The organism is Streptomyces sp. NBC_00775 (assembly GCF_036347135.1).
In the GTDB taxonomy this organism is placed as follows: domain Bacteria; phylum Actinomycetota; class Actinomycetes; order Streptomycetales; family Streptomycetaceae; genus Streptomyces; species Streptomyces lutosisoli.
In genome coordinates this window covers 2,412,461-2,438,475 of the sequence record NZ_CP108938.1, presented here as the reverse complement: position 1 = coordinate 2,438,475, position 26,015 = coordinate 2,412,461, and the positions used below count along the sequence as shown (strand labels likewise).

At 71.3% G+C, this 26,015-nt stretch carries 21 protein-coding genes; 8 read left to right on the top strand and 13 right to left on the bottom strand.

The window, feature by feature from the left end; all coding sequences use genetic code 11:
• Positions 1–38: 38 nt before the first annotated feature.
• Positions 39–1,814 carry a 2-isopropylmalate synthase gene (locus tag OIC96_RS10930; RefSeq protein WP_330308038.1) on the top strand — a complete coding sequence of 592 codons (1,776 nt, stop codon included), beginning with the start codon at positions 39–41 and terminating at the stop codon, positions 1,812–1,814.
• Positions 1,815–1,837: 23 nt separating this feature from the next.
• Here the strand turns inward: OIC96_RS10930 and OIC96_RS10925 are convergent, their stop codons facing one another.
• From OIC96_RS10925 to OIC96_RS10910, 4 genes are all read right to left on the bottom strand, one after another.
• Complete coding sequence (locus OIC96_RS10925) at positions 1,838–2,866, bottom strand: lysylphosphatidylglycerol synthase transmembrane domain-containing protein (protein WP_330308039.1); 1,029 nt, start codon at positions 2,864–2,866, stop codon at positions 1,838–1,840.
• Between the two features lie 125 nt (positions 2,867–2,991).
• Positions 2,992–3,408, bottom strand: a complete 417-nt coding sequence (locus OIC96_RS10920; RefSeq protein ID WP_330308040.1) for a hypothetical protein — start codon at positions 3,406–3,408, stop codon at positions 2,992–2,994.
• 65 nt (positions 3,409–3,473) lie between these two features.
• Positions 3,474–3,866: a hypothetical protein gene (locus tag OIC96_RS10915; protein WP_330308041.1), complete on the bottom strand. Its 393-nt coding sequence runs from the start codon at positions 3,864–3,866 to the stop codon at positions 3,474–3,476.
• 189 nt (positions 3,867–4,055) lie between these two features.
• On the bottom strand, positions 4,056–4,643 hold the full coding sequence (locus OIC96_RS10910) for a helix-turn-helix domain-containing protein (protein WP_330308042.1): 588 nt from the start codon (positions 4,641–4,643) through the stop codon (positions 4,056–4,058).
• Positions 4,644–4,784: 141 nt separating this feature from the next.
• Between OIC96_RS10910 and OIC96_RS10905 the strand changes: the two genes are divergently transcribed.
• The gene (locus OIC96_RS10905) at positions 4,785–4,943 is read left to right on the top strand and encodes an NAD(P)-binding domain-containing protein (protein ID WP_330308043.1); all 159 of its coding nucleotides are present in this window, start codon (positions 4,785–4,787) and stop codon (positions 4,941–4,943) included.
• 132 nt (positions 4,944–5,075) lie between these two features.
• On the opposite strand, the gene OIC96_RS10900 is transcribed toward OIC96_RS10905, so the two are convergent.
• The 4 genes from OIC96_RS10900 to OIC96_RS10885 form a co-directional block, all read right to left on the bottom strand.
• Complete coding sequence (locus tag OIC96_RS10900; protein WP_330308044.1) at positions 5,076–7,250, bottom strand: ArnT family glycosyltransferase; 2,175 nt, start codon at positions 7,248–7,250, stop codon at positions 5,076–5,078.
• On the bottom strand, positions 7,247–8,125 hold the full coding sequence (locus OIC96_RS10895) for a dolichyl-phosphate beta-glucosyltransferase (RefSeq protein WP_330308045.1): 879 nt from the start codon (positions 8,123–8,125) through the stop codon (positions 7,247–7,249). The genes OIC96_RS10900 and OIC96_RS10895 overlap by 4 nt, the downstream gene beginning before the upstream one ends.
• Positions 8,126–8,374: 249 nt before the next feature.
• Positions 8,375–9,844, bottom strand: coding sequence for an aldehyde dehydrogenase family protein (locus tag OIC96_RS10890; protein ID WP_330308046.1), 1,470 nt, complete (start codon positions 9,842–9,844; stop codon positions 8,375–8,377).
• A 32-nt stretch (positions 9,845–9,876) separates the two neighbouring features.
• Positions 9,877–10,629, bottom strand: a complete 753-nt coding sequence (locus tag OIC96_RS10885) for an aquaporin (protein ID WP_327432577.1) — start codon at positions 10,627–10,629, stop codon at positions 9,877–9,879.
• A 261-nt stretch (positions 10,630–10,890) separates the two neighbouring features.
• Between OIC96_RS10885 and OIC96_RS10880 the strand changes: the two genes are divergently transcribed.
• Positions 10,891–12,597, top strand: a complete 1,707-nt coding sequence (locus OIC96_RS10880) for an IclR family transcriptional regulator domain-containing protein (protein ID WP_330308047.1) — start codon at positions 10,891–10,893, stop codon at positions 12,595–12,597.
• 22 nt (positions 12,598–12,619) lie between these two features.
• Here the strand turns inward: OIC96_RS10880 and OIC96_RS10875 are convergent, their stop codons facing one another.
• Complete coding sequence (locus tag OIC96_RS10875; RefSeq protein WP_330308048.1) at positions 12,620–15,007, bottom strand: SpoIIE family protein phosphatase; 2,388 nt, start codon at positions 15,005–15,007, stop codon at positions 12,620–12,622.
• 566 nt (positions 15,008–15,573) lie between these two features.
• On the opposite strand from OIC96_RS10875, the gene OIC96_RS10870 reads away from it, so the two are divergent.
• Complete coding sequence (locus OIC96_RS10870) at positions 15,574–16,875, top strand: YhgE/Pip domain-containing protein (protein WP_330308049.1); 1,302 nt, start codon at positions 15,574–15,576, stop codon at positions 16,873–16,875.
• A gap of 143 nt (positions 16,876–17,018) precedes the next feature.
• On the opposite strand, the gene OIC96_RS10865 is transcribed toward OIC96_RS10870, so the two are convergent.
• The gene (locus tag OIC96_RS10865) at positions 17,019–18,263 is read right to left on the bottom strand and encodes a cytochrome P450 family protein (protein ID WP_330308050.1); all 1,245 of its coding nucleotides are present in this window, start codon (positions 18,261–18,263) and stop codon (positions 17,019–17,021) included.
• Positions 18,264–18,529: 266 nt separating this feature from the next.
• Here OIC96_RS10865 and OIC96_RS10860 point away from each other — a divergent pair, with 266 nt between their 5' ends.
• A complete protein-coding gene (locus OIC96_RS10860) occupies positions 18,530–19,069 on the top strand; it encodes a hypothetical protein (protein ID WP_330308051.1) in 540 nt (179 codons plus the stop codon).
• Between the two features lie 38 nt (positions 19,070–19,107).
• Here the strand turns inward: OIC96_RS10860 and OIC96_RS10855 are convergent, their stop codons facing one another.
• The gene (locus OIC96_RS10855) at positions 19,108–19,512 is read right to left on the bottom strand and encodes a DUF6114 domain-containing protein (protein WP_327432585.1); all 405 of its coding nucleotides are present in this window, start codon (positions 19,510–19,512) and stop codon (positions 19,108–19,110) included.
• Positions 19,512–20,195 carry a DUF6230 family protein gene (locus OIC96_RS10850; protein ID WP_330308052.1) on the bottom strand — a complete coding sequence of 228 codons (684 nt, stop codon included), beginning with the start codon at positions 20,193–20,195 and terminating at the stop codon, positions 19,512–19,514. Before OIC96_RS10850 ends, OIC96_RS10855 begins: the two co-directional genes overlap by 1 nt.
• 622 nt (positions 20,196–20,817) lie before the next feature.
• Here OIC96_RS10850 and OIC96_RS10845 point away from each other — a divergent pair.
• Positions 20,818–21,483, top strand: a complete 666-nt coding sequence (locus tag OIC96_RS10845; protein ID WP_330308053.1) for a Tat pathway signal sequence domain protein — start codon at positions 20,818–20,820, stop codon at positions 21,481–21,483.
• 45 nt (positions 21,484–21,528) lie between these two features.
• Here the strand turns inward: OIC96_RS10845 and OIC96_RS10840 are convergent, their stop codons facing one another.
• Positions 21,529–22,461, bottom strand: a complete 933-nt coding sequence (locus OIC96_RS10840) for a lytic polysaccharide monooxygenase auxiliary activity family 9 protein (RefSeq protein ID WP_330308054.1) — start codon at positions 22,459–22,461, stop codon at positions 21,529–21,531.
• Between the two features lie 457 nt (positions 22,462–22,918).
• Between OIC96_RS10840 and OIC96_RS10835 the strand changes: the two genes are divergently transcribed.
• Both OIC96_RS10835 and OIC96_RS10830 read left to right on the top strand, forming a co-directional pair.
• Entirely contained in the window at positions 22,919–24,748 is a 1,830-nt protein-coding gene (locus OIC96_RS10835; RefSeq protein ID WP_330308055.1) for a S8 family peptidase, read from the top strand.
• Between the two features lie 94 nt (positions 24,749–24,842).
• A complete protein-coding gene (locus OIC96_RS10830; protein ID WP_330308056.1) occupies positions 24,843–26,012 on the top strand; it encodes a damage-control phosphatase ARMT1 family protein in 1,170 nt (389 codons plus the stop codon).
• The last annotated feature ends 3 nt before the right edge of the window (positions 26,013–26,015 follow it).

Here is a 26,015-nt window from a genome sequence, read left to right as displayed (position 1 = left end):
CGCCCGACCCCGCACACTCAGACCGAGAGGGCAGGAACATGACCGAAGCGCCACCGTCGCCCCACACCGTTCCGGGGCTCAGGACTCCCCTCGGTCCGCGCCACGCGGACCAGCCGTGGTGGAACGCCCAGCGCGGCTCCGCCATGCCCTACGGACGGTACGCGCGGCCCGCCCGTCCCCAGGCCGACCCCACCGGCCGTACCTGGCCGTCGAATTCGCTGGTCAAGGCGCCGCTGTGGGCGTCGGTCGACCTGCGCGACGGGAACCAGGCGCTGAGCAGCCCCATGGACGTCGAGCGCAAGAGCCGGATGTTCGACCTCCTCGTCCGCATGGGGTTCAAGGACATCGAGGTCGGCTATCCCTCGGCCGGCGACGCCGAGTTCTCGTTCGTCCGCACGCTGATCGAGCAGGACCGCATCCCCGACGACGTGACGATCTCCGTCTTCACGCCGGCCCGCCCCGAACTCATCGACCGTACCTTCGAGTCCATCGAGGGCGCGGACCGCGCGATGGTGCACCTGTGCCACGCGACCGCCTGTCTGTGGCGCGACGTCGTGTTCGGTATGACCCAGGACGAGGTACGGCGGATGGCGCTGGACTCGGCCGGGCAGGTGGCCCGCAGGGCGGACGCCGCCAAGGGGACCGGGCTGCGCTTCCAGTACTCCCCGGAGACGTTCAACGTCACCGAGCCGGAGTTCGCGCTGGGCATCTCCGACGCCGTCACCTCGCTCTGGGACGCGAGCCCGGAGCGGCCCGTCACCCTGAACCTGCCGACGACGGTCGAGACCGACTCGCCGAACGTCTTCGCGGACCAGATCGAGTGGATGCACCGCAACCTCGACCGCCGCGACGGGATCATCCTGTCGGTGCACCCGCACAACGACCGCGGTACGGCGGTGGCCTCGGCGGAGCTGGCCGTCCTCGCCGGCGCCGACCGCATCGAGGGCACCCTCTTCGGCAACGGCGAACGCACCGGCAACGTCTGCCTGGTGACGCTGGCCCTCAACCTCTTCAGCCAGGGCGTCGACCCGCAGCTGGACCTCTCCGACCTCGACGAGATCCGTCGCACGGCCGAGTACGCGACGCGGCTCCCCGTCCCCCCGCGCCACCCGTACGGCGGCGACCTCGTGCACACCGCCTTCTCCGGCACCCACCAGGACGCCATCGCCAAGGGTCTGGCCGCGACCGACCGCCGGATCGCCGAGACGGGCGACGCGCGGGCCGTGCCGTGGAACGTTCCGTATCTCCCCATCGACCCCAAGGACATCGGCCGCAGCTACGAATCGGTGGTCCGGGTCAACAGCCAGTCCGGCAAGGGCGGGGTGGCCCACGTCCTCAAGACGGCGTACGGCCTCGACCTGCCCCGCGGGATGCGCGTGGAACTCGCGCGCGAGGTGCAGCGCGTCGCCGACGGCGACGGCGCCGAACTCACCCCGGCCGACCTGCGCGCCGTCTTCACGCGGATGTACCTCGACTGCGCCCAGCCGGCCCTGCTTCTCAAGGAGTTCGAGATCTCCCGTGGTCCCCGGGTCACCGTGGACGCCCTGGTCGCGCACGCCGCCGGGAGGACCACGCGGCTGACGGGCTCGGGCCCCGAGGTGCCGAGCGCGTACGCGGCAGCTCTCGCCGGCGCCGGCCTCACGGTCGAGGTCACCGAGGCGCACGGGCACCCGGTCGGCGCCGGCACCAGGTACGCCGCCTACGTCAGGATCACCCTCGACGGCACCCCCTGGTACGGCGCCGCCCTGGCCGACTCGGAGGAGGAGGCCCACCTGTCCGCCGTCAACTCGGCGGTGAACCGCGCCCATACCTGAGCGCGCGTTCACCAGGTGCCGGTTCACAGCACCTTGCGATGGACGAGGGCCGCGAGCACCAGCGTGCCCGCCAGCAGGGGCACCCAGACCGTCAGGACGCGATAGCCGATGACGGTCGCCGTGGCCACGTCCATCGGTGCGCCGAACGCGGCCATGGTGAACACCAGCGCCGCGTCCACGGGGCCGATCCCGCCCGGCGCGGGCACGGCCCCGACGGCGGTACTGGCGAGGAGGAGCGCGAGGACCACCTGCGCCCAGGACAGTGGCAGCCCGAGCGAGAACCCGACCGAGGCGATCACACTCCCCTGGAGCAGGGGTCCGGCGGCAGCACCGCCCCAGAGCGCGAGGACGCGGCTGGGCCGGGTGTGCAGGAGCCGTGCGTCGGTCAGGGCGGTGCGGACGAGTCCGAGGGCCGGGCCACGCAGCGGACGGACGACCGCCAGGAGCAGGGAAACGGCGGCGGGGCCGAGCAGCATGCCGCCGGCGGCCAGGAGCAACGTCCACTGTTCCGGGACGAGTTCGCCGAGCCGCAGCAGGTCCGGGAAGGCCACGAGGAAGACGACCAGCACCAGTGTCTTCGCCAGCGGCTTGACCAGCGAGTACAGGGCGAGCGAGGCGGTGGCCCGGGCCAGGGGCACGCCGCGGCTTCGCAGGAAGCGCAGGGTGACGGCATGGGCGCCGATGCTCGCCGGGAGTACGTGGTTCGCGGCACCGGCGGCGAACTGCGACGCGAGCAGCGGTCCCGGCGGCAGCCTTTCCGGCAGGGCCCCCTGCCGGGCGCACGCGGCGGCCACCCAGCCCAGGCTGGTGAACAGGATCCCGGCCAGCAGCCACCAGGGGTCGGCGGCGGCCAGCCGGGCGGCGCCGTCGCGCACCGTGTGCCGGTCGACCGCCGCCCACACGCCGATCAGCACGAGCGGGAGCAGGGTCAGCGCCGGGCGGATGAGGCGTACGAACGTGGGGGAGGGGGAGGAGGAGGAGGGGGAGGGGGAGGGGAGCGCGGTGGGGAGATCGTCGAGCGGGAGCGGGAGCGGGAGCGGGAGCAGGGACACGGCGCACGTCGTCCTTCCGCGGTGGGGACGCTGGAAGCGTTCCCGCCCGGTGTGACGCCACGGTGTCCGGCAGTGGAAGCCGCACCAGCGGGTGGGCGACGCGGCCGGCCCCCTGCCCGCGCCCGTTACGACGTGCAGACGCTCTTCAACGCGTCGGCCGCGTCGTCGATCTTGCTGGAGTCGGGGTTCGTGTCGCCGTTCAAAATGGCCTTGTTGTAGTCCGCGATCGCCTTGTCGAGGTCGTCGACGGCCTTGTCGACCTTGTCGTTGTCCGACTTGTCGCCGATCTTGGCGTCAATCTCGTTGAGGTGCTCGTCGATGCTGTCGATGGATTCGTCGGTCCGCGTCGGGTCCTTCGCCGCGTCCACGCCCGCCTCATGGATGGCCTTGAGGCTGTCGGCGATCGTGTCGGCGTTCCGCAGGCAGCCCAGTGAGTTGTCGACGTCGTCGCAGCCGGTGACAAGCCCGGCGGTCAGCGCGACGGCGGCAACGGTGGTGGCGATGGTGGCGGTGCGGCGTCCACGTCGGCGGTTCGCGGCCATGGATGGGTCCCCTCCTGGATGGGCTGTGCGGTGACTTGGGCAGGCGTTCGACGGGTGCGGGGACCTCAACGCGACGCGGTGGGCAGTCCGGCAGGCTTCCGGCGGCTCGCGATCAGACCGCCGGCCGCGCCCAGCGAGACCAGGCCCATGCCGGCGGCGGCCATGATCCCCTTCGCGCCGTCCATGGTGAGGTAACAGACGGCGGCGACGGCGCCGTTGAACAGGAACAGGAACCAGAGCACCGGCGGCGTCGACAGGAACGCCTTGATCCTCGGCTTCTTCGCGATGCGCGAACCGGCCAGCAGCGAGACGGCGATACCGGCGTAGGTGGCCACATCCTTCTGGGTGCCGTCGAGGACGGCACCGGACGCGGAGCTCGCGGCGAGTCCGCCCACGAAGAACGACCAGAGCAGAAGGTTGGCGACGAACGCCTTCACGGCGGCGAGCAGCGACTTCACGGAGGTTTCCTTCTGAAGGGGAGACGTGGGCCTGTCGCGATCCGTGGATCTCTTGCGATCGCTGTCGACTACGATCCCGTCGCCCGTTCCCCGCCACGAGGGGCCGGCCTCCCGATTCCATGGTGCAGCCCGCTGCACCATGGCATGAGCGCGCACGTCTGGGACCCCAGCAGCGTCACGCCCCCTTCCTCATGCGTCGAGGGGCCGCAGCAGCCGGAGGATCATCTCGACGGTGCGCTCGATGGGGCGGTGCCGTGCCGTGACCGCGAAGAGCAGGGTGCGGGTCAGGACGGCGCCGAGGAGCAGGTCGAAGACGTCGTCGGGGTCCACGTCGGGGTCGACGCTCCCGGGCGGAGCGGCGCGCAGGATGTCCTGGAACTGCGGTCGCGCCGACACCCGCAGGTACATCTCCGGCGGACGGGCGCGGCCCGCTGTCTGATAGTGCGTGAGGAGTCCGGCCGCCGCCGCACGTGCCGCGGGCGCGCCGAAGGCCGCCAGGTAGGCGCGGATGAACCGGCGCAGATCGCGGCGGAGGTCCCCCGTCGGCTGGACGCTCACCGGGCTGAGTCCGGGAAACGTGGCCTCCTCGATCAGCTCGATCCGCGACGGCCAGCGACGGTAGATGGCGGAGGCGTGTACGCCGGAGTGGTCCGCCACGGCCTGGATCGTCGTCGCCTCGAAGCCGCGTCCGACCAGCAGCTCGCGCGTTGCCGCGAGGGCCCGTTCATTGATGCTCGTGTCACGTGGACGGCCCGGGCGACGGCGAGGCTCTGTCATGGGGGCCATCGTAATGACCAGGGGTGCAGGCGGCCCATTTCAGGAGATGGTCTTCTATAACTCCCGTCGCGTCGCTACAGTCCCAGGACCGGATGGTGTGCCTCTCGAAGAGGGGAAGCCGATGCGTGCTGCGGACCTGGAGTGAGGATCGGATTCCTCGGGCCGGGCCGGATGGGCAGGCCGATGCTCGACCGTCTGGTGGCCGCGGGTCACGACGTCACCGTCCTGGTGCGCCGCCCGGGGGCCCGCGCTGCCGCCGAGGCCGACGGGCGACCGGTCCTTCACCGCTCGGCGCGCTGAGCCGCCGCGACGCGGTGCTCGCGATGAGCCGGGGCGCGTCCGCGAGCCGCCAGGGGAGCACTCCATAACGCGTAGGGGCGGGCCGCCGGTGGGGATGTCCGGCGGCCCGCCCTGGTGGGAGGAACGGTGGGGTCAGCTGACGTCGGAGGCGTCCAGGCGGTAGAGGCCGCTGGAGCTGGAGCTGGAGCTGGAGCTGGAGCTGGAGCTGGAGCTGGAGCTGGAGCTGGAGCTGGAGCTGGTGGATGAACTCGTGCTGTACGCCGAGGACTTGACGGCGGTGCCGTGCTTCGCGACCCAGGTGGCGATCTCGGAGTCGGTGCCCTGGCCGCCGGTGCTGCTGATCATGATGTAGTGCAGCTTGCCGGACTTCACCAGGCTCTTGAGCTTGGCGAGGGTCATGGCGTTGTCGCTGCCGGACCAGCCGCCCATGGAGATGACGGGCTGTCCGGACTCCAGGATGATCGAGGACGCGGTCTGGTCGGTGGCCACCGCCAGCAGCCAAGTGGCGCCGTCCTGGTGCTTCTTGAGATACGTGATCATGTCCGACGAGACCTGGCTGTCGCCGCCCATCTGACCACCGCCACCGCCGCCCGTCTGGCCGCCGCTCGGCCGGGTGCCGGACTCGGCCGTGGACGACGAGCCGCTGCCGGACGGGGGCTCGCCCATGGACTGGCCGCCGTCGGCACCGGTCGGTGCCTCACCGCCCATGGCGCCCTTGCTGCCGCTGCCGCCCGGACCGCCGCCCGTACCGCCCATGCCGCCGCCGGTGTTCGGGCCGGCCGTCGGGTTGGTGCCGTTGCTGGAAGCACCGGTGGCCGCCGAGAGCGAGTACGCGGTGGGCCCCGCCAGCAGGGCGACGACGGCCGCCAGGGCCGCGAAGCCCAGGAGCCGCTGCCGCTTCATGAACCGTCCGGCGAGCAGACCGAGCACCGAGAATGCGCCCGCGACACCGACCACGACCTCGGCGACGGTGTAGAGCGTGCCGGAGCCCGAGACCCGCTGGAGCAGGACGATCGCCCAGCCCGCGCTGGCCGCGACGGCGGCCGGGAGGACCCAGCCCCACTTCGCCGCCGAGCCTTCACGCAGCGCCTTGTACAGCATCACGCCGCCGGCACCGGCCAGGGCCGCGATACCGGGGGCCATGGCGGTGACGTAGTACGGGTGGAAGGTGCCCTCCGCGAGGGCGAAGGTCAGGTAGTGCAGGACGAACCAGCCGCCCCACAGCATCAGCGCCGCGCGCTTGGCGTCGGTGCGGGGCGCCCGGCCGCGCAGGATCAGGCCCGCGACGAGGGCGATGGCCGCGAAGGGGATGAGCCAGGAGATCTGGCCGCCCATGATCTCGTTGAAGAGCCGGTAGACGGACGCCGTACCGCCGAAGCTGGCGCCGTTGCCGGCCGAACCCACCGACGAACTCGCGCCGAAGATGCGGCCGAAGCCGTTGTAGCCGATGACCAGATCCCAGACCGTGTTGTCGGTCGAGCCGCCGATGTAGGGGCGGGAGGAGGCGGGGATCAGGTCGACGATCACCATCCACCAGGCGCTGGAGACGACCAGCGCGACGGTGGCGACGCCGAGGTTGCGGATCCGGCGGCCCACGGAACCCCGCGCGGCCCAGAGGTAGACCAGGAAGAACACCGGCAGGACGACGTACGCCTGCATCATCTTGGTGTTGAACGCGAAGCCGATCGCGACCGCCGACCAGACCAGCGGCATCAGCCGGCCGGTGCGGACGGCCTTCAGCAGGCCGGCCGCGCCGAGCAGCATCAGGAAGACCAGGATCGGGTCGGGGTTGGTGTCGCGGGTGATGGCGACGGTGATCGGGGTGAGGGCCAGTGCCAGCGCGGCGATCGTCGCCGCCACCGGGCCGAAGTCCCGCTTGACCAGGCGGTGCAGCAGAGCCACGGATCCCGTGCCCACCGCGACCATCGGCAGCATCAACTGCCAGGTGCCGTAGCCGAAGGCGCGGGCCGACAGACCCATCACCCACAGCGCGAACGGCGGTTTGTCGACGGTGATGAAGCTGCCGGAGTCCAGGGCGCCGAAGAAGAACGCCTTCCAGCTCTTGGTGCCGCTGTAGACGGCGGCGTTGTAGAAGGTGTTGCCGGTGAGGGAGGACAGGTTCCAGGCGTACAGGGCCGTGGCGAGGAGCGCGATCGCCCACAGGGCCGGGCGGGCCCAGCGCGGGTCGTCCTCGGGTCCGGTGAAGACCCTTCGGGCGCGGGCGGCGATGCCGCCGTCGGCGGGCGGGGCGGCCCGGTGCGAACGCCGGGAGCCCTCCTGCTGGGGCGGCGGGGCGAGGGTCGTCATGACGCATACTCCAAGTGATCCGAGCGGGACGAGGTGCTTGCGTCGGCCGCCTGAACAGGCGTGACCTCGGCGGTCTTTCGGGTGGCCGGTACCTGCGGGACGCTGCCGCGGCGCGGTACGGCGGCGATCCGGGCGCGGCCGGTCAGGGTGGCCTTCAGCATCCGGCCCATGCCCATGAGGTCGTCGACGGCGGTGCGGACGATGTCGACCCGGCTGTCGGGGTCGTCGACCCAGTCGACCGGGACCTCGTGGATGCGCAGCCGGTTGCGCTGGGCGAGGACCAGCAGTTCGGTGTCGAAGAACCAGGCGTTGTCCTCGATGTGCGGGGCGAGCGCCCGGAACACGTCGGTGCGTACGGCCTTGAACCCGCACTGCGCGTCCGAGAAACGGGCCGCGAGCCCCGCCTTCAGCAGCAGGTTGTAGGAGCGGGAGATGAATTCACGCTTCGGCCCGCGCTCCACCGCCGACTGACGGTGCAGCCGGCTGCCGATGGCCACGTCGCTGTGGCCGGAGAGCAGGGGAGCGACCAGGGGGAGGAAGCCCTCAAGGCCGGTGGACAGGTCGACGTCCATGTAAGCGACCACATCCGCGGTCGACTGGCTCCACACGTGCTTCAGGGCTCGGCCCCGGCCCTTGGCGTCCAGGTGGACCGCGTGCACATGGGGCAGCCGGTGGGTCAGGTCGATCGCCGTCTGCCAGGTGGCGTCGGTGCTCGCGTTGTCCGCGACGGTGATGCGGAACGGGAACGGGAAGGAGGCTTCGAGGTATGCGTGGAGACGGCCGATGCTGTCGGCGAGGACATGAGCCTCGTTGTAGACCGGCACCACGATCTCGACCGAGCGCTGCCGGACGCCTCCTGCGTTCTGTTCGTTCATGGCAGCGACCATCCAGCCCGCGTCTGGGGCATCGGTGAGGCTTCACTGAGGGCCGGATGAGAATCAGCAAACCCACAGGTTGCCCACAGTCGCCCCACGCCGGACCCCAAGGAACGCGAACGCCCGCTGCCCATAAGCGAGTTCCCCGCGCCCCTTTTAAGGGGCGCGGGGAACTGCGCGATCTTTTAGCGGGGGTCTGGGGGCGCAGCCCCCAGGAAGGGATGGGACGGGTAGGGGCGGCAGGGGCGATCAGATCGGGTAGTGCGCATGGCCGACGGCCTGCGCGGTGACCCACCGCGTGTCGGTGAACGCCTCCGCGCCCGCCTGCCCACCGAACCGCCCGTACCCGGAACTCTTCACACCACCGAACGGAGCCTGCGGTTCGTCCGCGATGGACTGGTTGTTGACATGCACGATGCCGGTACGCAGGCGGGCGGCGACCGACAGTCCCTGCGCCAGGTTCTCCGTAATGACACCCGCGGTCAGCCCGTAGGGAGTGTCGTTGGCGAGCACGACGGCCTCGTCGACGCTGTCCACGACATGGATCACGGTCGCCGGGCCGAAGATCTCGTCGTAGTAGACCTTCATCTCCTTGGTGACCCCGGTGAGGACGACCGGCCGGATCAGCGTGCCCGGCTCCTCGATCTCACCGGTACCCGCGGCCAGTTCGGCGCCGCGAGCGACCGCGTCCGCGACGAGCGCCGCGACCCGCCGCGCGGCGGCCGCGTTGACGACCGGGCCGACAGCCGTGCCCGGATCGGCCGGATCGCCGTACGGGAGTGCCTGGACGCGGGCGGCGAACTTGGCCGTGAACTCCTCGGCGACCGCGCGGTGCACGACGACCCGGTCCACGCACATACAGATCTGTCCCGCGTTCATGAAGGAGCCGAAGACCGCGGCGTCCACCGCGTAGTCGACGTCCGCGTCCTCCAGGACCAACAGGGCGTTCTTGCCGCCGAGTTCGAGCACGGCGGGCTTGAGGTGCTGGGCGGCCTGGACGCCGATGGTGCGGCCGACCTCCGTGGAACCGGTGAAGTTGATCATCCGTACCCGGGGGTCGGCGATCAGCGCGGAGACCACCTCGGCCGCGTCGGCACGGTCGTTGGTGACGACGTTGAGCACGCCCGCGGGCAGCCCGGCCTCGTGCAGCACGTCCGAGATCAGCAGACCGCAGGCGATCGGTGCGTCCTCGCTGGGCTTCATCACCACGGTGTTGCCCATCGCGATCGGCATCGCCACCGCGCGCACCCCGAGGATGACCGGCGCGTTCCACGGCGAGATCGCGGCGATCACGCCCTTGGGCACCCGCACCTGCGCGGAGTAGACGCCGTCGGAGTTGGTGGCGAGGGTCTGCCCGGTCGGTCGGCTCACCTCCGCCGCGGCTTCCAGGAAGATGTCGGCGGCCAGGTGGGCGTTGAACCCGGCCCAGGGCGCGACGCCGCCGACCTCGGCGGCCATCAGGCGCACAATCTCCTCCGTGCGCTCGGCCATCAGCTGCGCGGCGCGCAGGAAGATCCGGCGGCGCTCGGCCGGCCTGGTCGCGGCCCATGCCTCGAACGCGGCGTCGGCGGCGTCCACGGCACGGCGTACGTCGTCCGTGGTGCCGGCGGCGACCTCGGCGCAGACGGCGCCGGTCCAGGGGTTGATGTCGGACGCGGTGCGGCCGGAGGAGGCGGGGACCTCCTGGCCGTTGATGATCAGTCCTCGGGTGGTGGACACGGGGTGCTCCTGAGGTGAGGAAGGGGGGAGGCTCACGCCTCGGCGGACGCGGACGCCGGCGAAGGTGCGGCGGCCCGGCGGGTGAGCAGGGCGCGGTGGGCGAGGCCGACAAGTGCCGGGGCGACCAGCGGCGCGATCATGTAGTTCCAGAAGTGCTCGTGGTGACCGGAGAGCAGGGCCGGACCGAAGGCGCGCGCCGGGTTGATGCTCGCCCCGGTCACGGTGCCCAGCGTCGCGATGACCACGCCCACACCGATGCCGATGACCGCCGGGATCAGACCGCGCAGGGCGGGCCTGGCCATCACCAGCGCCACCGCGACGAACACCGCGGCGAGCGCTGCGCCCTCGATGAGGAACAGTTCGACCGCGCCGGTCCCGGGCGCGGGCGCCACGGCGCCGTAGCCGACCTGGCGCACGGGTTCGCCCCACACCGCTCCGGCCAGCGCGGTGCCGGCCACCGATCCGGCGAGCTGCGCGGCGAGGTACGGGAGGACCGCGCGGGCCGGGAAGAGACCGCTCGACCACAGGAAGACGGTGACACCGGGGTGGAGGTGGCCGCCGGAGGCGCGGCCGGGCGGCGAGTACATCAGCGCCGCGATCAGCGCGGCGACCGCGATTCCCGCGACGGCGAACAAGGTGTGCGGATTGCCGATCGTCAGTGACGAGCCGGGGAGGGCCAGCCAGCGGACCAGGCTCACTACGACGAAGAGAAGCACCGTGGTCAGCGCGAATTCATAGGCGCTGTGCCGGACGAGGTCCGCGCGGCTCTGGGCGGAATTGCTCATGGGAGTCCTCAAGGCAAGGGCAGGGGCAGGGGCAGGGGCAGGGGCAGGGGCAGGGGGAGGGGCGAAGGAGAGGGGCGGGGCCTGGTGGGGTGCGTCCCGCACCGCGCCGAGCTATTATTTTTCGCTGAGTGAACTTAGATTCATTGAGCGAGTGCGCCGAGTCTGCGCGATCGTCGTGACGGCTGTCAATGGCCGGTAGCGTTCTCCGGACGACGGGTACGGCCTCATGCGCCGGAGAGCGGAAGTACGGGAGGAGAAGCCATGGCGCCGGGCGTTCCGGGGGCGGCATCGCGGACATCGGCGTCGGCGGACCCTTCGCCGACGGACACCGGAGCGGAAGCCGCCGGCCCCCTGGAGCGCGGCCTGGCCGTGCTGCGGATCATGGCCGACGCCCCGCACCCGATGCGCCCGGGCGACCTCGCCCGCGCCACCGGCCTCGCCCGTTCGGCCGTCGACCGGGTCACGGCCACGCTCACCCACCTCGGCCATCTGCGGGCCGAGGGGCGTGAACTCGTGCTCGCCCCGCGCCTGATGGAATTCGGCAACGCCTACCTGGACGCGAGCGGCCTGTCCCACGCGCTGCGGCCCGGCCTGGAGCGGCTGACCCGCACCCTGGACGAGTCGGTCTCGGCGATCGTCCTGGACGGCTGCGACGCGCGCATCGTCGGCAAGGCCGTCCCGCCGGGCCGGGTGATCCCCCTCGGCTTCCGCGTCGGCGACCTGCTGCCCGCCGAGCGCTGCGCGGCCGGCGCCGTACTCGCCACCGGGTGGGAACCGGACACGTACGACGTCTGGCGGGCCCGCCGGGCCGCCGACCCCCTCGACACCGGGTTTCCGGCCGTCCCCACGCGCCGCACCGCTCCCGGCCCCGAACGGACGGAGGCCGACTTCGCCGCCTGGACTTCGGCGGCGGCCGCGAACGGCTGGGCGCTGGACGACCAGCTGGTCGCCCCGGGCCTGGTCGCACTGGCGGTCCCCGTGCGCGACCCCGACGGCCGGCCCGTGTGCGCGATCAGCGTGCTCGCGCACACCAGCCGCCACGGCGGCGACGAACTGCGCGCGCACGCCCTGGCCGCGCTGACCGCCGCCGCCCAGGACATCGCCGACGAGCTGTACGGCACCGCGCCCGCGGCAGCCCCGGCGCCGCCCGCCGCCCCCGCCTACACGGACGCCAAGCCCGAACTGGGCCCGTCCTTCCTCCAGGCGCTGGCCAGGGGCCTGGCCGTACTCGCCGCGCTCGGTCGGCGGCGCGGCGGACTCACCCTCGCCGAGGCCGCCGAGGCCGCCGGGCTGTCGTACCCCAGCACCCGGCGCAATTTGCTGACACTGCGTCAACTCGGTTACGTGGAGCAGCGCGCCCGCCGTTTCCTGCCGGCCCCGCGCGTCCTGGAGCTCGGCTACGCACGGCTGTCCACCCTCACCCTCGCCGACATCGCCCAGCCCCATCTCGCCGACCTGGCCGGACAGGTGAGGGAGTCGACGTCGCTGGCGGTCCTCGACGGTGCCGAGGTCCGCTATGTGGCCCGGGTGGCCGCCGAGCAGATCACCAGCGCCCGCATCACGCCCGGCACCCGGCTGCCCGCGTACGCCACCTCCATGGGCCGGGTGCTGCTCGCGGATCTGCCCGAGGCGGACCGGCAGGAGCGGATCGGTGCCCTTCGGCCGCAGGCTCTGACCCCGCACACGCTCACCTCGGCCGCCGCGCTCGGCGCCGCCCTGGACCGCGTCGCGAGCGAGGGATTCGCCCTGGTGGAGCAGGAGTTGGAGGCGGGGCTGCGCTCGCTCGCCGTACCGGTCAGGGACCGGAGCGGGCGGGCCGTCGGTGCCCTGAACGTCGCCCTGCACGCCGGACCGGAGTCGCCCGAGCACACCCGCGACACCGTGCTGCCCGCCCTCCGCGCGTGTGTCGCCCGCATCGAGGCCGACCTGGCCGTCGCGTTCGCCGAGGCTCCGGTACAGACCGGCTGACCGCCACCACCTGACGGTGTGACTACGGGACGGGAAGCGCCTGTTCGGCCCAGATCGTCTTGCCGGTGCCCGTCGGGCGGGTGCCCCAGCGGTCGGTGAGCTGGGCGACGAGGAGGAGCCCGCGGCCGCCCTCGTCGTAGGTGCGGGCCCGGCGCAGATGGGGCGAGGTGCTGCTGGCGTCGGAGACCTCGCAGATGAGGGCGCGGTCGCGGATGAGCCGGAGCTGGATGGGGGCGCCGCCGTAGCGGATGGCGTTGGTGACCAGTTCGCTGACGACGAGCTCGGTGACGAAGGCGGCCTCGTCGAGCCCCCATGCCGTGAGCTGCTCGGTGGCGTACTGCCGGGCGGTGGCCACCACCGCGGGATCGGCGGGCAGGTCCCAGACGGCGACCTGCCCGGTGTCCAGGCCGCGGGTGCGGGCCAGCAGCAGGGCCACGTCGTCCGCGGGGCGCTCCGGGAGAAGAGCCCTGAGTACGTTGTCGCAGGCGTCCTCCAGGTTCCCGGCCGGGGCCGCCAGGGCGGCGCACAGCACGGCGGTGCCCGCGTCCACGTCGAGGTCGCGGGCCTCCACGAGCCCGTCCGTGTAGAGGGCGAGTACCGCGCCCTCGGGCACGTCCAGCTCGGTGGACTCGAACGGCAGACCGCCGACTCCGAGCATCGGCCCCGCGCTCACCTCGACGACCTCGACGGTTCCGTCCGGGAACAGCACGGCGGGCGGCGGGTGCCCCGCGGAGGCGATCGTGCAGTGCCGGGACACCGGGTCGTACACGGCGTACAGACAGGTCGCGCCGATCTCGGCGCCCACCCCGCTGTCGTCGGCCGCCAGGTGCTCGACCAGATCGTCCAGGTGGGTCAGCAGCTCGTCCGGGGGCAGGTCGACATCGGCCAGCGTCCACACCGCCGTACGCAGCCGGCCCATCGTGACGGAGGCGTGGATGCCGTGTCCGACGACGTCTCCGACGATCAGCGCCACCCGCGTGCCGGACAGCGGGATCACGTCGAACCAGTCGCCGCCGACGCCCGCCTGGGACAGCGCCGGAAGGTAGCGGGAGGCGAACTCGACCGCGGCCTGGCCCGCCACCGCCTGGGGCAGCAGGCTGCGCTGGAGCGCCAGCGCGGTCGTGTGCTCCTTGGTGTAGCGGCGGGCGTTGTCCACGCAGACGGCGGCGCGGGCGGCCAGCTCCCGTGCGAGCGACACGTCGTCCTGGTCGAAGGGGTCGGGGCTCTGCGGGGTGAGCAGCCGTACGAAGACCGACACCCCGAGCGTCGTACCGCGTGCCACCAGCGGTACGGCCATCAGGGAGAAGTCGACGTTGTCGCTCTCCCGCAGTTTGGCGGACCGGCCGTCGTGCCGTGCGACCCAGTCGTCGAGGTCCGCCTCGCCGGTTCTGGTGAGGACCGCGTGACCGGTGGCCAGCGCGCGGGCCGGCGGCGAGGCGGGCGGATAGACGTCCGCGGTGCCCAGGCCGATCGCCGCCTCGGGCACCCCGGCGGTGCGGGAGTGATGGGCGACGCGGCGCAGCTCCAGATCGCCGCCCACCGGGCCGACGGCGGGTTCCTCGCCCTGGAGCACCGAGTCCAGCAGGTCCACGCTGACGAAGTCCGCCAGCCGGGGCACCGCCAGTTCGGCCAGCTCCCGGGCGGTGTGGATCACGTCCAGCGTGGTGCCGATGCCGGTGGCGGCCTTGTTCAGCAGGGCGAGCCGCTCCTTGGCCCCGTGCTGCTCGCTGCTGTCGAACGCGGCCAGCGCGACCCCGAGCAGCTGCCCCGAACGGTCCCGCAGCGGCCACATCTCGGTGTTCCAGGCATGCATCCGCATCCCGGAGGGCGCGCGGGTCCAGCTCTCGTAGTGCACCGGCTGTCCGGTCTCGACGACCTTCCGGAGGTGGCGCAGGAAGCCGCGGCTGTGCTCCGCGTCCTCCACGGTGTCGGGGAAGAAGCGGCCGGTGAACTCCGTCTCCGGCCGTCCCATGATCCGGGACGCCGTGTCGTTCATCCGCAGATACCGCTGCCCGGTGTCGAAGATCGACATCGATATCGACGCCTGCCGGAACGCCAGCTCACCCAGTACACGACCCTCGTCGTCCGGCACCGCGGAGATCACATATCCCCCCGGCTCCCCCTTGGCGCCCCGCAGCGGGCACACCCGCAGGGCCAGTTCCGTCCGCCGCCCGTCCCGACGCCGTACGGCCACCACCGCGCCGCCGCTCGTCCGCAGCTCCCGCCGGACCGCGTCGGCGTCCCTGTCCACCAGCTCCGACACCGGCCGTCCGGTGATCTCCTTTGCCGTGTATCCCGTCAGCAGGCGAGCCCCCTGGCTCCAGCCCGTGACCACTCCGTGTGCGTCGACCACCACCATGGCGTCACCGGCCGCGCTCTCCCGCCCCGCATTGCCCGGCAATATCACCATATGTACAAGGATGATGCGATCGGTCAGCCGTATCAACCCAAGGGCCGGGGCGCGCCTTCATCCCTGGGGCCGGGCAAAGCCTGTGCCCGCCTGAGCCTTGTACGGGGACTTCGCCGGCCTGGTCAGGACCAGGGGAAAGGCCTTGGGGTGCCGGAGCGCGGTGGCCCGGAAGGCGGTCGCGTGTGCCCGTACGCGATCCTGCCGGGCGCCGGATATGACTTACACGGCAAGTCCAGCGTCGCGAGGAACCGCGACGATCACGGCCGCCTCGCCGAGCCGTACCGACGCGGGGATCCCGGCCCGGCGATCTTCTCGGCTCACGATCCGGTGTTGGACGAGAGGGTGCGGGCGCAGGCGCAACGACCGCGCGGAGCGCCGTACGGCCGTGGTGTTCTCGGCCGTGTCGCGTCGGCGCGAACCCGTCGCCCGCGACCGGGGATTCGGCGAGTCGCCGAACGCCTCACCGCCGTACGCCCCATGCTGACCGGGGTGGGCGGCTCCCGGACGTCCGGGAGCCGCCCACCCCGTACGCCGGTCCCGTTCCGCCCCGGAACCCCTGGAGAACCATGGACGCCGACAGCAACCACCGCGACGACGCCCACCCCGACGCCCCCGTCCAGGCTCGTGCCGCCGCGCTCCTGCGCCGTCCGATGCTGTGGCTGGTGCCCACCGTCCTGACCGGGCTGCTCGCGCTGCTGCTGTCGCTGCTCTATATGGGCGGCATCGTCAACCCGAACCAGCACCTGCACGATCTGCCCATCGGCATCGTCAACGCGGACACGGGCACACCGCTGCCCGGCCAGAAGCAGAACGTGGGCACGCAGGTCACCGAGGCCGTCATCTCCGGCGACCCCTCGGGCAAGGCGGACTGGCGCCGGCTCACCCAGGCTCAGGTCCAGGCGCAGCTGTCCTCCGGCAAGGTCTACGGCGCCCTGGTCATTCCCCCGGACTTCACCACCTCCGTCGCGGCGCTCACCACCGCGAACGCCACGGCCCGGCCGAAACTGACGGTGCTGACCAACCCCGGCATGGGCAGCCTGGGTTCGTCACTGGCGAGCCGGATCACCACGGCGGCCGCCCAGCAGACCTCCACGACCATCGGCAAGCAGCTGACGGCGGCGCCCGCCGCCGCGCAGGCCGATTCCACCACGCGTCTGCTGCTGGCCGACCCGGTCCAGGTCATCACCGCGGTCGGCCACCCCATCGGCGAGCACAGCGGTCTGGGGCTGAGCGCGTTCTACTACACCCTGCTGCTCGTGCTGGCCGGCTTCATGGGCGGCAACCTCATCAGCACCGGCGTCGACACCGCCCTCGGCTACGCGGACAGCGAGATCGGCCCCTGGCACACCCGCCGCCCCACCGTGCCCATCAGCCGTACCCAGACGCTGCTGCTGAAGATGGTCATGACCGCCGGGATCACCGTGCTCACGACCACGCTGGTCATGCTGGCCACCATCTCGATCCTCGGCATGGACGCCTCGCATCTGCCGCTGCTGTGGATCTACTCCTACTGCGCGAGCCTCGCGGTCGGCCTGGGCGTCCAGGCCATCAACGCCGCCTTCGGCGGGATCGGGCAGCTGGTGTCCATGTTCGTGTTCATCGTGCTGGGCCTGCCGTCGTCGGGCGCCACCGTCCCGCTCCAGGCCGTCCCCGGCTTCTACCGCTTCCTGTCGATCTTCGAGCCGATGCGGCAGCTCAGCGACGGAGTACGCGCCATCCTCTTCTTCGACGCCCGCGCCGACGCCGGTCTCTCCCGCGCCTGGACCATGATCGCGATCGGTACCGCCCTCGCCCTGATCTTCGGCTTCGCGATGACCCGCTACTACGACCGCAAGGGCCTGCACCGCCTGACTCCGCAGCCCGCCTGACGGGTGCTCAGGCGCTCCGGCCGGCCGACGGGAGCGTGACGAGCCCGGCGCGCAGAAAGGCCATCGCTGCGTCTCCGGTCAAGTCATCGCTCACGCCGTGGAGCCGGGAACCGTCCTCTGCCGGGACGGGGGCGGGCGAGTGATCAGGAGACCCGCACAGGGAGGGAGCGGTGGCCGTTGGATATGAAGGAGTCCACCGGCCGCAAATCCTCCTGGGGGACGGCGAGTTGGAGGTCCGGGAACCGCTCGAAGAGTGCCGGGAGCGCGATCCGGGCCTCCAGGCGGCCGAGCGGGGCGCCGAGGCAGTGGTGCACGCCGTGGCCGAAGGCGAGGTGTTCCTTGTCGGCGCGGGTGACGTCGAAGCGGTCGGCGTCCTTTCCGTGCCGCTCGGGGTCGCGTCCGGCGGCGGCGTACGCGGCGAGAATGGCCTCGCCCTTGCCGATGAACGCCCCTTGCGGACCGCCCAGTTCGGCGATGTCGAGGTCCTCCACGGCATACCGCAGCGGCAGGCTGGCGACCGGCGCGTCGACCCGCAGTGTCTCCTCGACCACGTCCTCCCACGAGGCCCGGCCGTCCCGCACCGCCGCGAGCTGCTCGGGATGGGTGAGCAGAGCGTGGACGGCGTTGTCGATGAGGTTGACCGTGGTCTCGTGCCCCGCGCTGATCATCAGCACCAGGGTGTCGAGCAGTTCCTGCTCGCTCAGCCGGGTGTCGCCCTCCTCGTCGCGGGCCGCGATCAGGCCGGAGGTGAGGTCGTCACCGGGCGACTCCCGCTTGGCGGCGACGAGTTCGGCCAGGACGACGTACAACCGCTCGTACGCGGCGGTCATCTCACCCGGGTCGGCGGAGGTGGCGAAGAGGCGGTCCACCAGCTGTCGCAGCTCGGGGCCCCGCTCCTCGGGCAGGCCGAACAGCTCGCTGATCACCTGGATCGGCAGCGGGTAGCAGAACTCCTCGCGCAGATCGACGGCCCGGGACCCGCGCCCGGCCTCCTCGATCCGGTCCAGCAGTCGCGCGGTGATCTCCTCGATACGCGGCTGGAGCGCGGCCGTCCGGCGCGCGGTGAACGCCTTGGAGACCAGAACGCGCAGGCGTTTGTGCTCGCCGCCGTACGTGGTGAACATGTTCCGTACGGCGACCCATGTGAACAGCGGCCACTCCGGCGTGATCTCTCCGCGGGCGAACCGGGGCCAGTGCTGCCGGGCGTCCTTGGACACCCGGGGATCGGTCAGCAGCCGCTTGAGCAACTCCGGACTGCTCACCGCCCAGGCCTCCACACCACCGGGCAGCACCACCCGCGTCACCGGCCCGCCCTCGCGGATACGGGCGGCTTCTCCATGGATGTCGCGCCCGGTCGCGTCGATCACTAAGGGACTTGGATTTCCCATCGGGAGCCTCCCTGGCCCGCGGACGTCAATACGGCACGTCACGCTACGCGAGGGTACGGTGCCTCAGCGAGACCGCCTGGGCGCCCGGTGCGTACTAGGGCAACTCTGGCCTGCGCGTACGGGGGTAACTTCCCTGCGCGTACAGGTCAGTCGGTCGGGGGTGTGGTGCTCGGAAATTGCGGAAGGTCCGCGACGCGCGCAGTCTGAAAGTAGTGCACCCTGCCCTGCGACCCTGAGGGTGGCAGGCGGTGCGGAGGAGGATCGTCATGACGAACTATGCCGCCCCTTCCTCTCCGAGGGGGAAAGGCCTCCATATCTCCCTGGACGTGTCCCATGACTGGCCGTTGCTGGCTTCCGCGGTAACTGCCCTTCTCAGCTTCCTCATGCTCTTCGTTCCCTGGATATCGGGCTACGTCAGTCCCAACGCCTTCGGCACAGGCATGCAGGCGGCTGGACCCGCACTGATCATCGTCATGGTGGCCGCCGTTCTCGCGCTGGAATTCATGGCTCTGGCGGTGGACAGGAAATACGCGCCCGTGGCTCTGATTCCCGCGAGCTGTCTTCTGGTGGTCTACATCATGAAACTCGGCGACGTGGGCGACCTGATCAACTTCAATCAGCAGGTCACCGGGATAAGTGTGGGCTCCATCGGGGTCGGCCTCTGGCTCGGTTTCTTTTTCGCCCTGGCAACCTTGATATTTCTCATTCTGTCCCTTGTGCTGGCCGCGAGGACACGACCGGGGCAAGCGTCCCGGCAGTCCCCGCCACCACCCCCCGACCATCCGCCGCGGCCCCCTGCGGAGTAGCCGCGACGATGCCCGCCTTGAGCGGTAGGCCGGTCTCGCTACGCCGTTCGGCGCGGGCGCAACCGCAACCGCCGCCGGCGCGGTTCCTGGTCCGGGAGCCAGCCGAAGGTGAGGCAGCTGCCGATGGCTCCGAGCAGGAGGCCGATGAGGAAGCCGCCGAGGTTGGAGGTGAGCCAGGTACCGAGGGAGAGCAGGATGCCCAGGAGGGAGTAGAAGAGCCGCTGGGCCGGGTTGAAGAGGATCAGCAGGCCGCACAGCAGCATCAGGGTGGGGAGCAGATAGCCCGCCAGCCCCTGCATACCGATGTGCATGACGACCTTCAGGGACGCCTTCTCGGTGAGGAGGATCTCCGCCCCGGCCAGAGTGAGCAGCAGCCCGCCCCAGAAGGGGCGGTGCGCGCGCCACTGCCGGAAACCGGATCTCAGGTTCCGGACGGAGGACATCAGCAACCCGAGTCGCTGAAGCGGAGCTTGAGACCGGGGAGCTTGAACACCGCTGCCGTGGTCGCGTAGTTGGTCTGCCGCAGGTTCGCGATGTGCACGGTGTCGGCCTGCTGGCTGAACACACCCTTGGGGCCCTGGACTTCGGCCTTGTCGAGTGTGCTGGCGTCGTTGCCGATCTCGATGTTGCCGAACGACGCGTCGCCCGACAGCTCCGTGGAGTCGGTGGTGAGGTGGCTCGCCTGCACCTTGTCCGCTCCGCTGCCCGCCGTGATGAGCAGGTTCGTGCCGCCCAGGTCGACGCTCTGGCACAGCTTGGTGAGCGTGGCGCTCTTGATCGCGGAGGTGACGATCAGGACCTGGCCGCCGGTGTCGCCGGCGTTCGGGCTGCCGTCCGCCATGTTGTCGAGGCCGCCGAACTGCTCGAAGCCCGTGCCGTCGAGGTCCGTCGCGGTGACCGTGAACGCCATGCCGGAGATGGCGAACTGGACGCCGAGCGCGCCCTGGGCGGTGAGGATCATCAATCCCGCGGCGATCGCGGTGGCGGGCACCGCCATCACGGCGGCGCGACGCAGGCGGACCCGCCCGCGTCTGTCCGGAGTGTCGGCGGCTGAACCGCTTTCCGTGTTCTCGGGGGTCTCGGGGCTGGAACCGTTGGATGCCGTGGCGTCCGAGGACGAGGCCATGTCTGCTCCCTGGGCATGTTCGATGCGGGTAGGGGTCCAGTGGCCCGTTGTCCTGGCGCGGACAGCGGCTGCCGCGCACGCCTCCTCACCTCTCCCGGCTCGGGCAAGGGCTTTCTGGTTACGCAGCAGTAGCCGCCGAGGAAGTTACCCGGGGTTACATTCGCGGGTCAAGGGACTTGTGGGAAAAGGGTGTTGGTTGTGCCGCACCTGTGAACCCGCGCCGCGACAGGGCCGCGTTGACCTTCAACTTCCTTGCTACGCCTTGACGTTGACCATTCATCAGGTCTACAACTCTCCCTTGTTTCCCATGGATCCGTGGCGCCGGATCCATTGCGCGACGCGCAGGTCACCTCCCGGCCCCCACCCCTTCCCGGGGCATGCCGTGACACGTCTGAACGCGCGGAGCGCCACCTCGTCCCACCCCCCACCCCGCGGCACCGGCACGGTCGCCTTCCCCCCTGGGCCGTGCCCGGTCGCCCGGCTGTCGCTGCCGGCCCGTGGCGTACGGAGAAGGCGCCACGGACCGGCAGCGGTCTCTCCGTTCACCCCCGCACACGCATGTCCCGCACGGACACCCCGCACCAAGGCACCCCACACCCCCCTTCGGAGAAGAGGCACCCCCATGCGTACTCGATCCCTCCTTGCCCTTGTCGGCGTCGCCGCAGCCCTCTCGGTGTCCGCGACCGTCCCCGCCTCCGCCGCCGACACCCCGGTGCTCACCACCGGCAGCGCCGGCGGGACCGCCGTGGCCGGCGGTGACGTCCTCAGTGCCTCGCTGGCGAGCGGCACCGCGGCCACGCTCTACTCCAGCAGCACCGGCACGAGCGGCGTCTCCTGCTCCGCGTCGACCTTCACCGCCACCGTCACCGACAACCCGGCGGCCCCCGGTACGGCGACCGAGTCGCTCACCGGGCACACCTTCGACAGCAGCACTTGCACCAGCAACGTCGTCGGCGTGCTCGGCGTCACCAGCATCACGGTCGACAACCTGCCGTACACCACCACGGTGGCCTCCGACGGCACCGTCACCGTCACTCCGGCCGCCGGCTCCGTCATTCAGACCACGGTCAAGCTGCGCACCCTGCTGGGCAGCATCACCTGCGTCTACCAGGCGTCCAGCCTGTCCGGCACGGCGTCCAACACGGACAACAGCATCGCCTTCACCAACCAGCAGTTCGCGAAGACCTCCGGCTCGTCCCTGTGCTTCAGCAACGGCTACTTCACCGCCAAGTACGCGCCCGTCCAGGACACCAGCCAGTCCGGCAGCCCGTCGGTCTACGTCAACTGACCGCTTCGAGGCCTGAGTTCAACTCGGCCTCCGGGCCCGGTCGATTCAGCGGCGGCGCCGGAGTGAGACGGCGGCGCCCGCGGTGAGAAGCAGTGCCGCGGTTCCCCCGGCGATGAGGGGGAGCGCGGCGCTGCTGCCGCCCGAGGTGCTGTCGGCGGCCGGTGCCAGGTGGTCCGGCGAGGTCGCCTCGGCCGGTGAAGTGGTCGCCGGCGTCGGGGAGGCGGTCGTCGGTGACGGCGAAGCGGTCGTCGGCGTGGGAGTGGGTTCCCGCTCGGCCGGAGCCGTCGTCTTCTGGGCGCCTTCGCCGCTCGTCCCCGCCTGCCGCGTGGGCGTCGAGTGCCCGCCCGACAGCACCACGTCCGAGCACGAGTAGTACGTATCCGTCGTGCTCGAGTTCTGCCAGATCGTGTAGAGCATCTGACGGCCGGTCCGGTCGGACGGCAGCGTGGCCTTGATGCGGTAGGCGCCGTTCACCAGAGCCGGGTCCGTGGCTGTGGCGAACGGCTGCGCCGGCAGGTCGGACCACTTCAGTGGCCGGGCCGGGTCGTAACCCGGCTTGGTCAGAAACAGCTTGAAGGTCCCCGTGTGCGGAATCGTCGAGCTGTACGTGAGGGTGAAGGTGCCGCCGGGAGTCAGCCGGGTCGACGGCCAGTCCGCGCGGGCGAGGTCGAGGCCCTTGTAGGCGGCGAGGCCCCCGCTGCACAACTGTCCGTCGGGGATCACCTGGCGGTCCCTGCCGTTGACGCCGGCCACCCGGAGGTTGTCCCAGGCGGTGAAGGGCGCGCCGTTCGCGGCGATCGCCGCCTGGCAGGCCGCGGTCCGGATCAGGCTGCCGCCCTCGGGCGAGCACGCCGCCACCCGGCTGACCGGATACGTCGGCGCGCCGTGCGCCTGGGCGGGCCCCGCGGCCCAGGTCGCGAGGAGCAGCGGAGCCGCCACGGCGACAGCGGCCGCGGTGGCGGTGCGGTAGGCGGTCATCCGGTGGGTCTCCTCGGTACGTCGGCGAAGCGGATCGGGATTCCGCCGCCATGGCTGAGCGCCGTCAGGCGGAAGCCACCGCGCGCGGCATGGACGTACTCCTCGCCCGGGGCACTGTGAAGTACGGGTCCACGCGGCCGTACGTTCAGAGCGGGGGTGCGGTGCCGTAGGGCACCGCCGCGATAGGTGCGAAACGGAACCTTCCGGCGAACTGCCCGCATATGAGGGTCGGTTACCAGCCAGATCGAGGGTTTCCCCTATATCTCTCTTACCTGCTCTTTGCTTATCGTTCGAGCACAGCCGACCCACAGGTAACCCCTCGCCGGGTCGTACGCGCATGGCCGGCCACCGCGCCGCTTTCTGGTTCTGCACCCCCCGCCGCTTCGACGACGAAGCGAATCGACCGCTGCTCCGCATCGCACCGTGCTGCCCGGAGCCGGCCCCGAAAGGCAAGCCCTTGCGTCCCTCCCCCACCCGCGACGCCCGGCGGAAGCTGATCTCCGTCGCCGCGATATCCGCCGCCCTGCTGGCCGGAATGACCACCACGGTGGCTGCCCAGACGTCGACGTCCCCCTCTGCCTCCACCTCCACCTCCACGGAGAAGGCGGACGTCACTCCCGCCGCGCAGGCCGCCGCCGCGCCCGCCGAGCGCCTGATCGTCGGCTACAAGTCCGGCGCCGCCGAGGCGAAGTCCAACAAGGCCGCCGACGCCGACGCCGAGGCGAAGGGCAAGAAGGCGGGCGAGGACCTCGACTTCCAGCGCCGTCTCGGCACCGGTGCTGCCCTGGTCGACCTCGGCGCCGAGCTCAGGAAGGCGGACGTCGCCGACGTCATCGCGCAGTACCAGGCCGACCCGCAGGTCGCGTACGTCGTCCCCGACCGGCTGAACAAGCCGCAGGCCGACCCGAACGACACCGAGTACAGCAAGCAGTGGGACCTGTTCGAGTCCACGGCGGGCATGCGCGTCCCGGGTGCCTGGTCCACCTCCACCGGCAGCGGTGTGACCGTCGCGGTCATCGACACCGGTTACGTGGCGCACTCCGACGTCGCCGCGAACATCGTCGGCGGCTACGACTTCATCTCCGACACGGCGGTCTCGGTCGACGGCGACGGACGCGACAGCAACCCTGCCGACCCGGGCGACTGGTACGCGACCGACGAGTGCGGCACGGGCACCGGCTCCAGCAGCTCCTCCTGGCACGGCACCCACGTCGCCGGCACCATCGCCGCCGTCACCAACAACAGCAAGGGCGTCGCGGGCATCGCGTACAACGCGAAGATCTCCCCGCTGCGCGTCCTCGGCAAGTGCGGTGGCTACGACTCCGACATCATCGACGCCATCACCTGGGCGTCCGGCGGCACGGTGTCCGGCGTCCCGGCCAACACCAACGTCGCCAAGGTCATCAACATGAGCCTCGGCGGCTCCGGTGCCTGCACCTCCGCCACCCAGACCGCCATCAACGGCGCCGTGAACCGCGGTACGACGGTCGTCGTCGCGGCGGGCAACGACAACGACAACGCCTCCAAGTACTCCCCGGCGAGCTGCAGCAACGTCATCACCGTCGCCGCGACCGGCCGCAGCGGCTCCCGGGCCTCGTACTCCAACTACGGCTCGATCGTCGACATCTCGGCCCCGGGCGGCGACATGAGCACCGCCACCGCCAACGGCATCTACTCCACGCTCAACTCCGGCACGAAGACCGCGTCCACGGAGTCGTACGCCTACTACCAGGGCACCAGCATGGCCACCCCGCACATCGTCGGCCTCGTGGCGCTGATGAAGTCGGCGAACCCGTCGCTGACCCCGGCGCAGATCGAGTCGGCCATCAAGACCAACGCCCGTGCCCTGCCCGGCACGTGCTCGGGCGGCTGCGGCGCCGGTCTCGCGGACGCGACCAAGACCGTCCAGGCGGTGGCGACGAGCGGCGGCTCCACCGGCGGCGCCACCTTCTCCAGCACCGCGGCCGTCTCCATCCCGGACGCCGGCTCCGCCGTCGAGTCCCCGATCACCGTCAGCGGCCGCAGCGGCAACGCGCCCTCCACCCTCCAGGTCGGCGTCGACATCACCCACACCTACCGCGGTGACCTGGTGATCGACCTGGTCGCCCCGGACGGTTCGACCTACCGCCTGAAGTCCTCCAGCACCTCGGACTCCGCGGACAACGTCAGCGCCACCTACACGGTCGACGCCTCCAGCGAGACGGCGAACGGCACCTGGAAGCTCCGCGTCCAGGACACGGCCGCGCAGGACACCGGCACGATCAACAGCTGGAAGCTGACCTTCTGACCTGGCTGACCTGCTGAGCTCTACGGGGGGAGGGGCCGTCCGGCGCGGAAACGCGTCGGCCGGCCCCTTCTGCTCAGCCGGTACGGTGAGCCGCATGCCCGAGACCAGCGAGTCCAGCGAACCCAGCGTGATCCTCAGCAACACAGTGGGTTCGTTCCCCTGGAGCGTGCTGGCCGAGCGGCATCCCGCGCTCATCCGAAAGGTGCGGGACGCCTTCCCGTACGGCCCCGAACAGCGCCGCGCGCTCGACGCACTGCTGAAGAGCGGCTCCGAGGGCGTCATCGAACCCCTCGGAGCCGAAGCGGAGGACCGCGAGCAGTGGGAGACCTGGGGGCGGGAGTACTACGGCCGCTCCTGGTTCGACGTGCCCTTCCTGTGGTCCGAGAGCTACTTCTACCGTCAACTCCTGGAAGCCGTCGGCTACTTCGCCCCGGGACCGTGGAAGGGCATCGACCCCTTTCGCCCCTTCAAACTGGCGGAGCTGGACACCCCCGAGGCGGACGAGGAACTGGCCGCACTCGACGAGCTCGCCCTCCGGCCGGCCGAGGACCAGGAGGAGGCGCTGCTGCACGGCTCACTGTGGGGCAACCGCGCGGACCTCGGCTTCAGCCTGGCGGGCGGGGTGGGGGAGCAGGCCGACTTCCAACTCGTCGCGAACGACGGCGAGTTGCTCCGCTCGATGTTCGCCGGCGGCACCCTCTGCCTGGTCGCGGACAACGCGGGCCGGGAACTCATCCCCGACCTGCTCCTGATCGACCACCTGCTCCGCCACGGCCGCGTCGAGCGGGCCGTTCTCCAGGTGAAGCCGTACCCGTATTACGTCTCGGACGCCACGACGGCGGACGTGATCGACGCATTGCGCCGCTTGACCGCCGCGAAGGGAGCGGCCGGTCAGTCGGGCCACCGCCTCTGGTCGGCCCTGACCGACGGCCGCCTCACGGTCCGGGCGCACCCCTTCTTCTGCGCCCCGCTGCCGTTCGCCGACATGCCCGACGACCTGCGCCAGGAGTTCGCGGCGGCCGACGTGACCGTCATGAAGGGCGACCTGAACTACCGCCGCCTCATCGGCGATCGCCTCCGCCCCGCCACCACGCCCTTCGCGGTCCCCACCGCGTACTTCCCCGGCCCGGTGGCCGCCCTGCGCACCCTGAAGTCGGACGTGATCGTCGGCCTCGACGCCCGCACCGAGGCCGCACTCGTCGCCGCCGAGGAGCAGCGCTGGCGCACCAGCGGCACGCACGCGCTGATCCAGGTCAGGACGTGAAAC

Bases quoted from the DNA above. Each gene is read 5' to 3' on its own strand.
- OIC96_RS10880 (WP_330308047.1), top strand. From the start codon at position 10,891: ATGGCGCCGGGCGTTCCGGGGGCGGCATCGCGGACATCGGCGTCGGCG.
- OIC96_RS10865 (WP_330308050.1), bottom strand. From the start codon at position 18,263: ATGGGAAATCCAAGTCCCTTAGTGATCGACGCGACCGGGCGCGACATC.
- OIC96_RS10850 (WP_330308052.1), bottom strand. From the start codon at position 20,195: ATGGCCTCGTCCTCGGACGCCACGGCATCCAACGGTTCCAGCCCCGAG.
- OIC96_RS10885 (WP_327432577.1), bottom strand. From the start codon at position 10,629: ATGAGCAATTCCGCCCAGAGCCGCGCGGACCTCGTCCGGCACAGCGCC.
- OIC96_RS10830 (WP_330308056.1), top strand. From the start codon at position 24,843: ATGCCCGAGACCAGCGAGTCCAGCGAACCCAGCGTGATCCTCAGCAAC.
- OIC96_RS10910 (WP_330308042.1), bottom strand. From the start codon at position 4,643: ATGACAGAGCCTCGCCGTCGCCCGGGCCGTCCACGTGACACGAGCATC.
- OIC96_RS10900 (WP_330308044.1), bottom strand. From the start codon at position 7,250: ATGACGACCCTCGCCCCGCCGCCCCAGCAGGAGGGCTCCCGGCGTTCG.
- OIC96_RS10855 (WP_327432585.1), bottom strand. From the start codon at position 19,512: ATGTCCTCCGTCCGGAACCTGAGATCCGGTTTCCGGCAGTGGCGCGCG.
- OIC96_RS10870 (WP_330308049.1), top strand. From the start codon at position 15,574: ATGGACGCCGACAGCAACCACCGCGACGACGCCCACCCCGACGCCCCC.
- OIC96_RS10875 (WP_330308048.1), bottom strand. From the start codon at position 15,007: ATGGTGATATTGCCGGGCAATGCGGGGCGGGAGAGCGCGGCCGGTGAC.
- OIC96_RS10920 (WP_330308040.1), bottom strand. From the start codon at position 3,408: ATGGCCGCGAACCGCCGACGTGGACGCCGCACCGCCACCATCGCCACC.
- OIC96_RS10930 (WP_330308038.1), top strand. From the start codon at position 39: ATGACCGAAGCGCCACCGTCGCCCCACACCGTTCCGGGGCTCAGGACT.
- OIC96_RS10895 (WP_330308045.1), bottom strand. From the start codon at position 8,125: ATGAACGAACAGAACGCAGGAGGCGTCCGGCAGCGCTCGGTCGAGATC.
- OIC96_RS10860 (WP_330308051.1), top strand. From the start codon at position 18,530: ATGACGAACTATGCCGCCCCTTCCTCTCCGAGGGGGAAAGGCCTCCAT.
- OIC96_RS10845 (WP_330308053.1), top strand. From the start codon at position 20,818: ATGCGTACTCGATCCCTCCTTGCCCTTGTCGGCGTCGCCGCAGCCCTC.
- OIC96_RS10840 (WP_330308054.1), bottom strand. From the start codon at position 22,461: ATGACCGCCTACCGCACCGCCACCGCGGCCGCTGTCGCCGTGGCGGCT.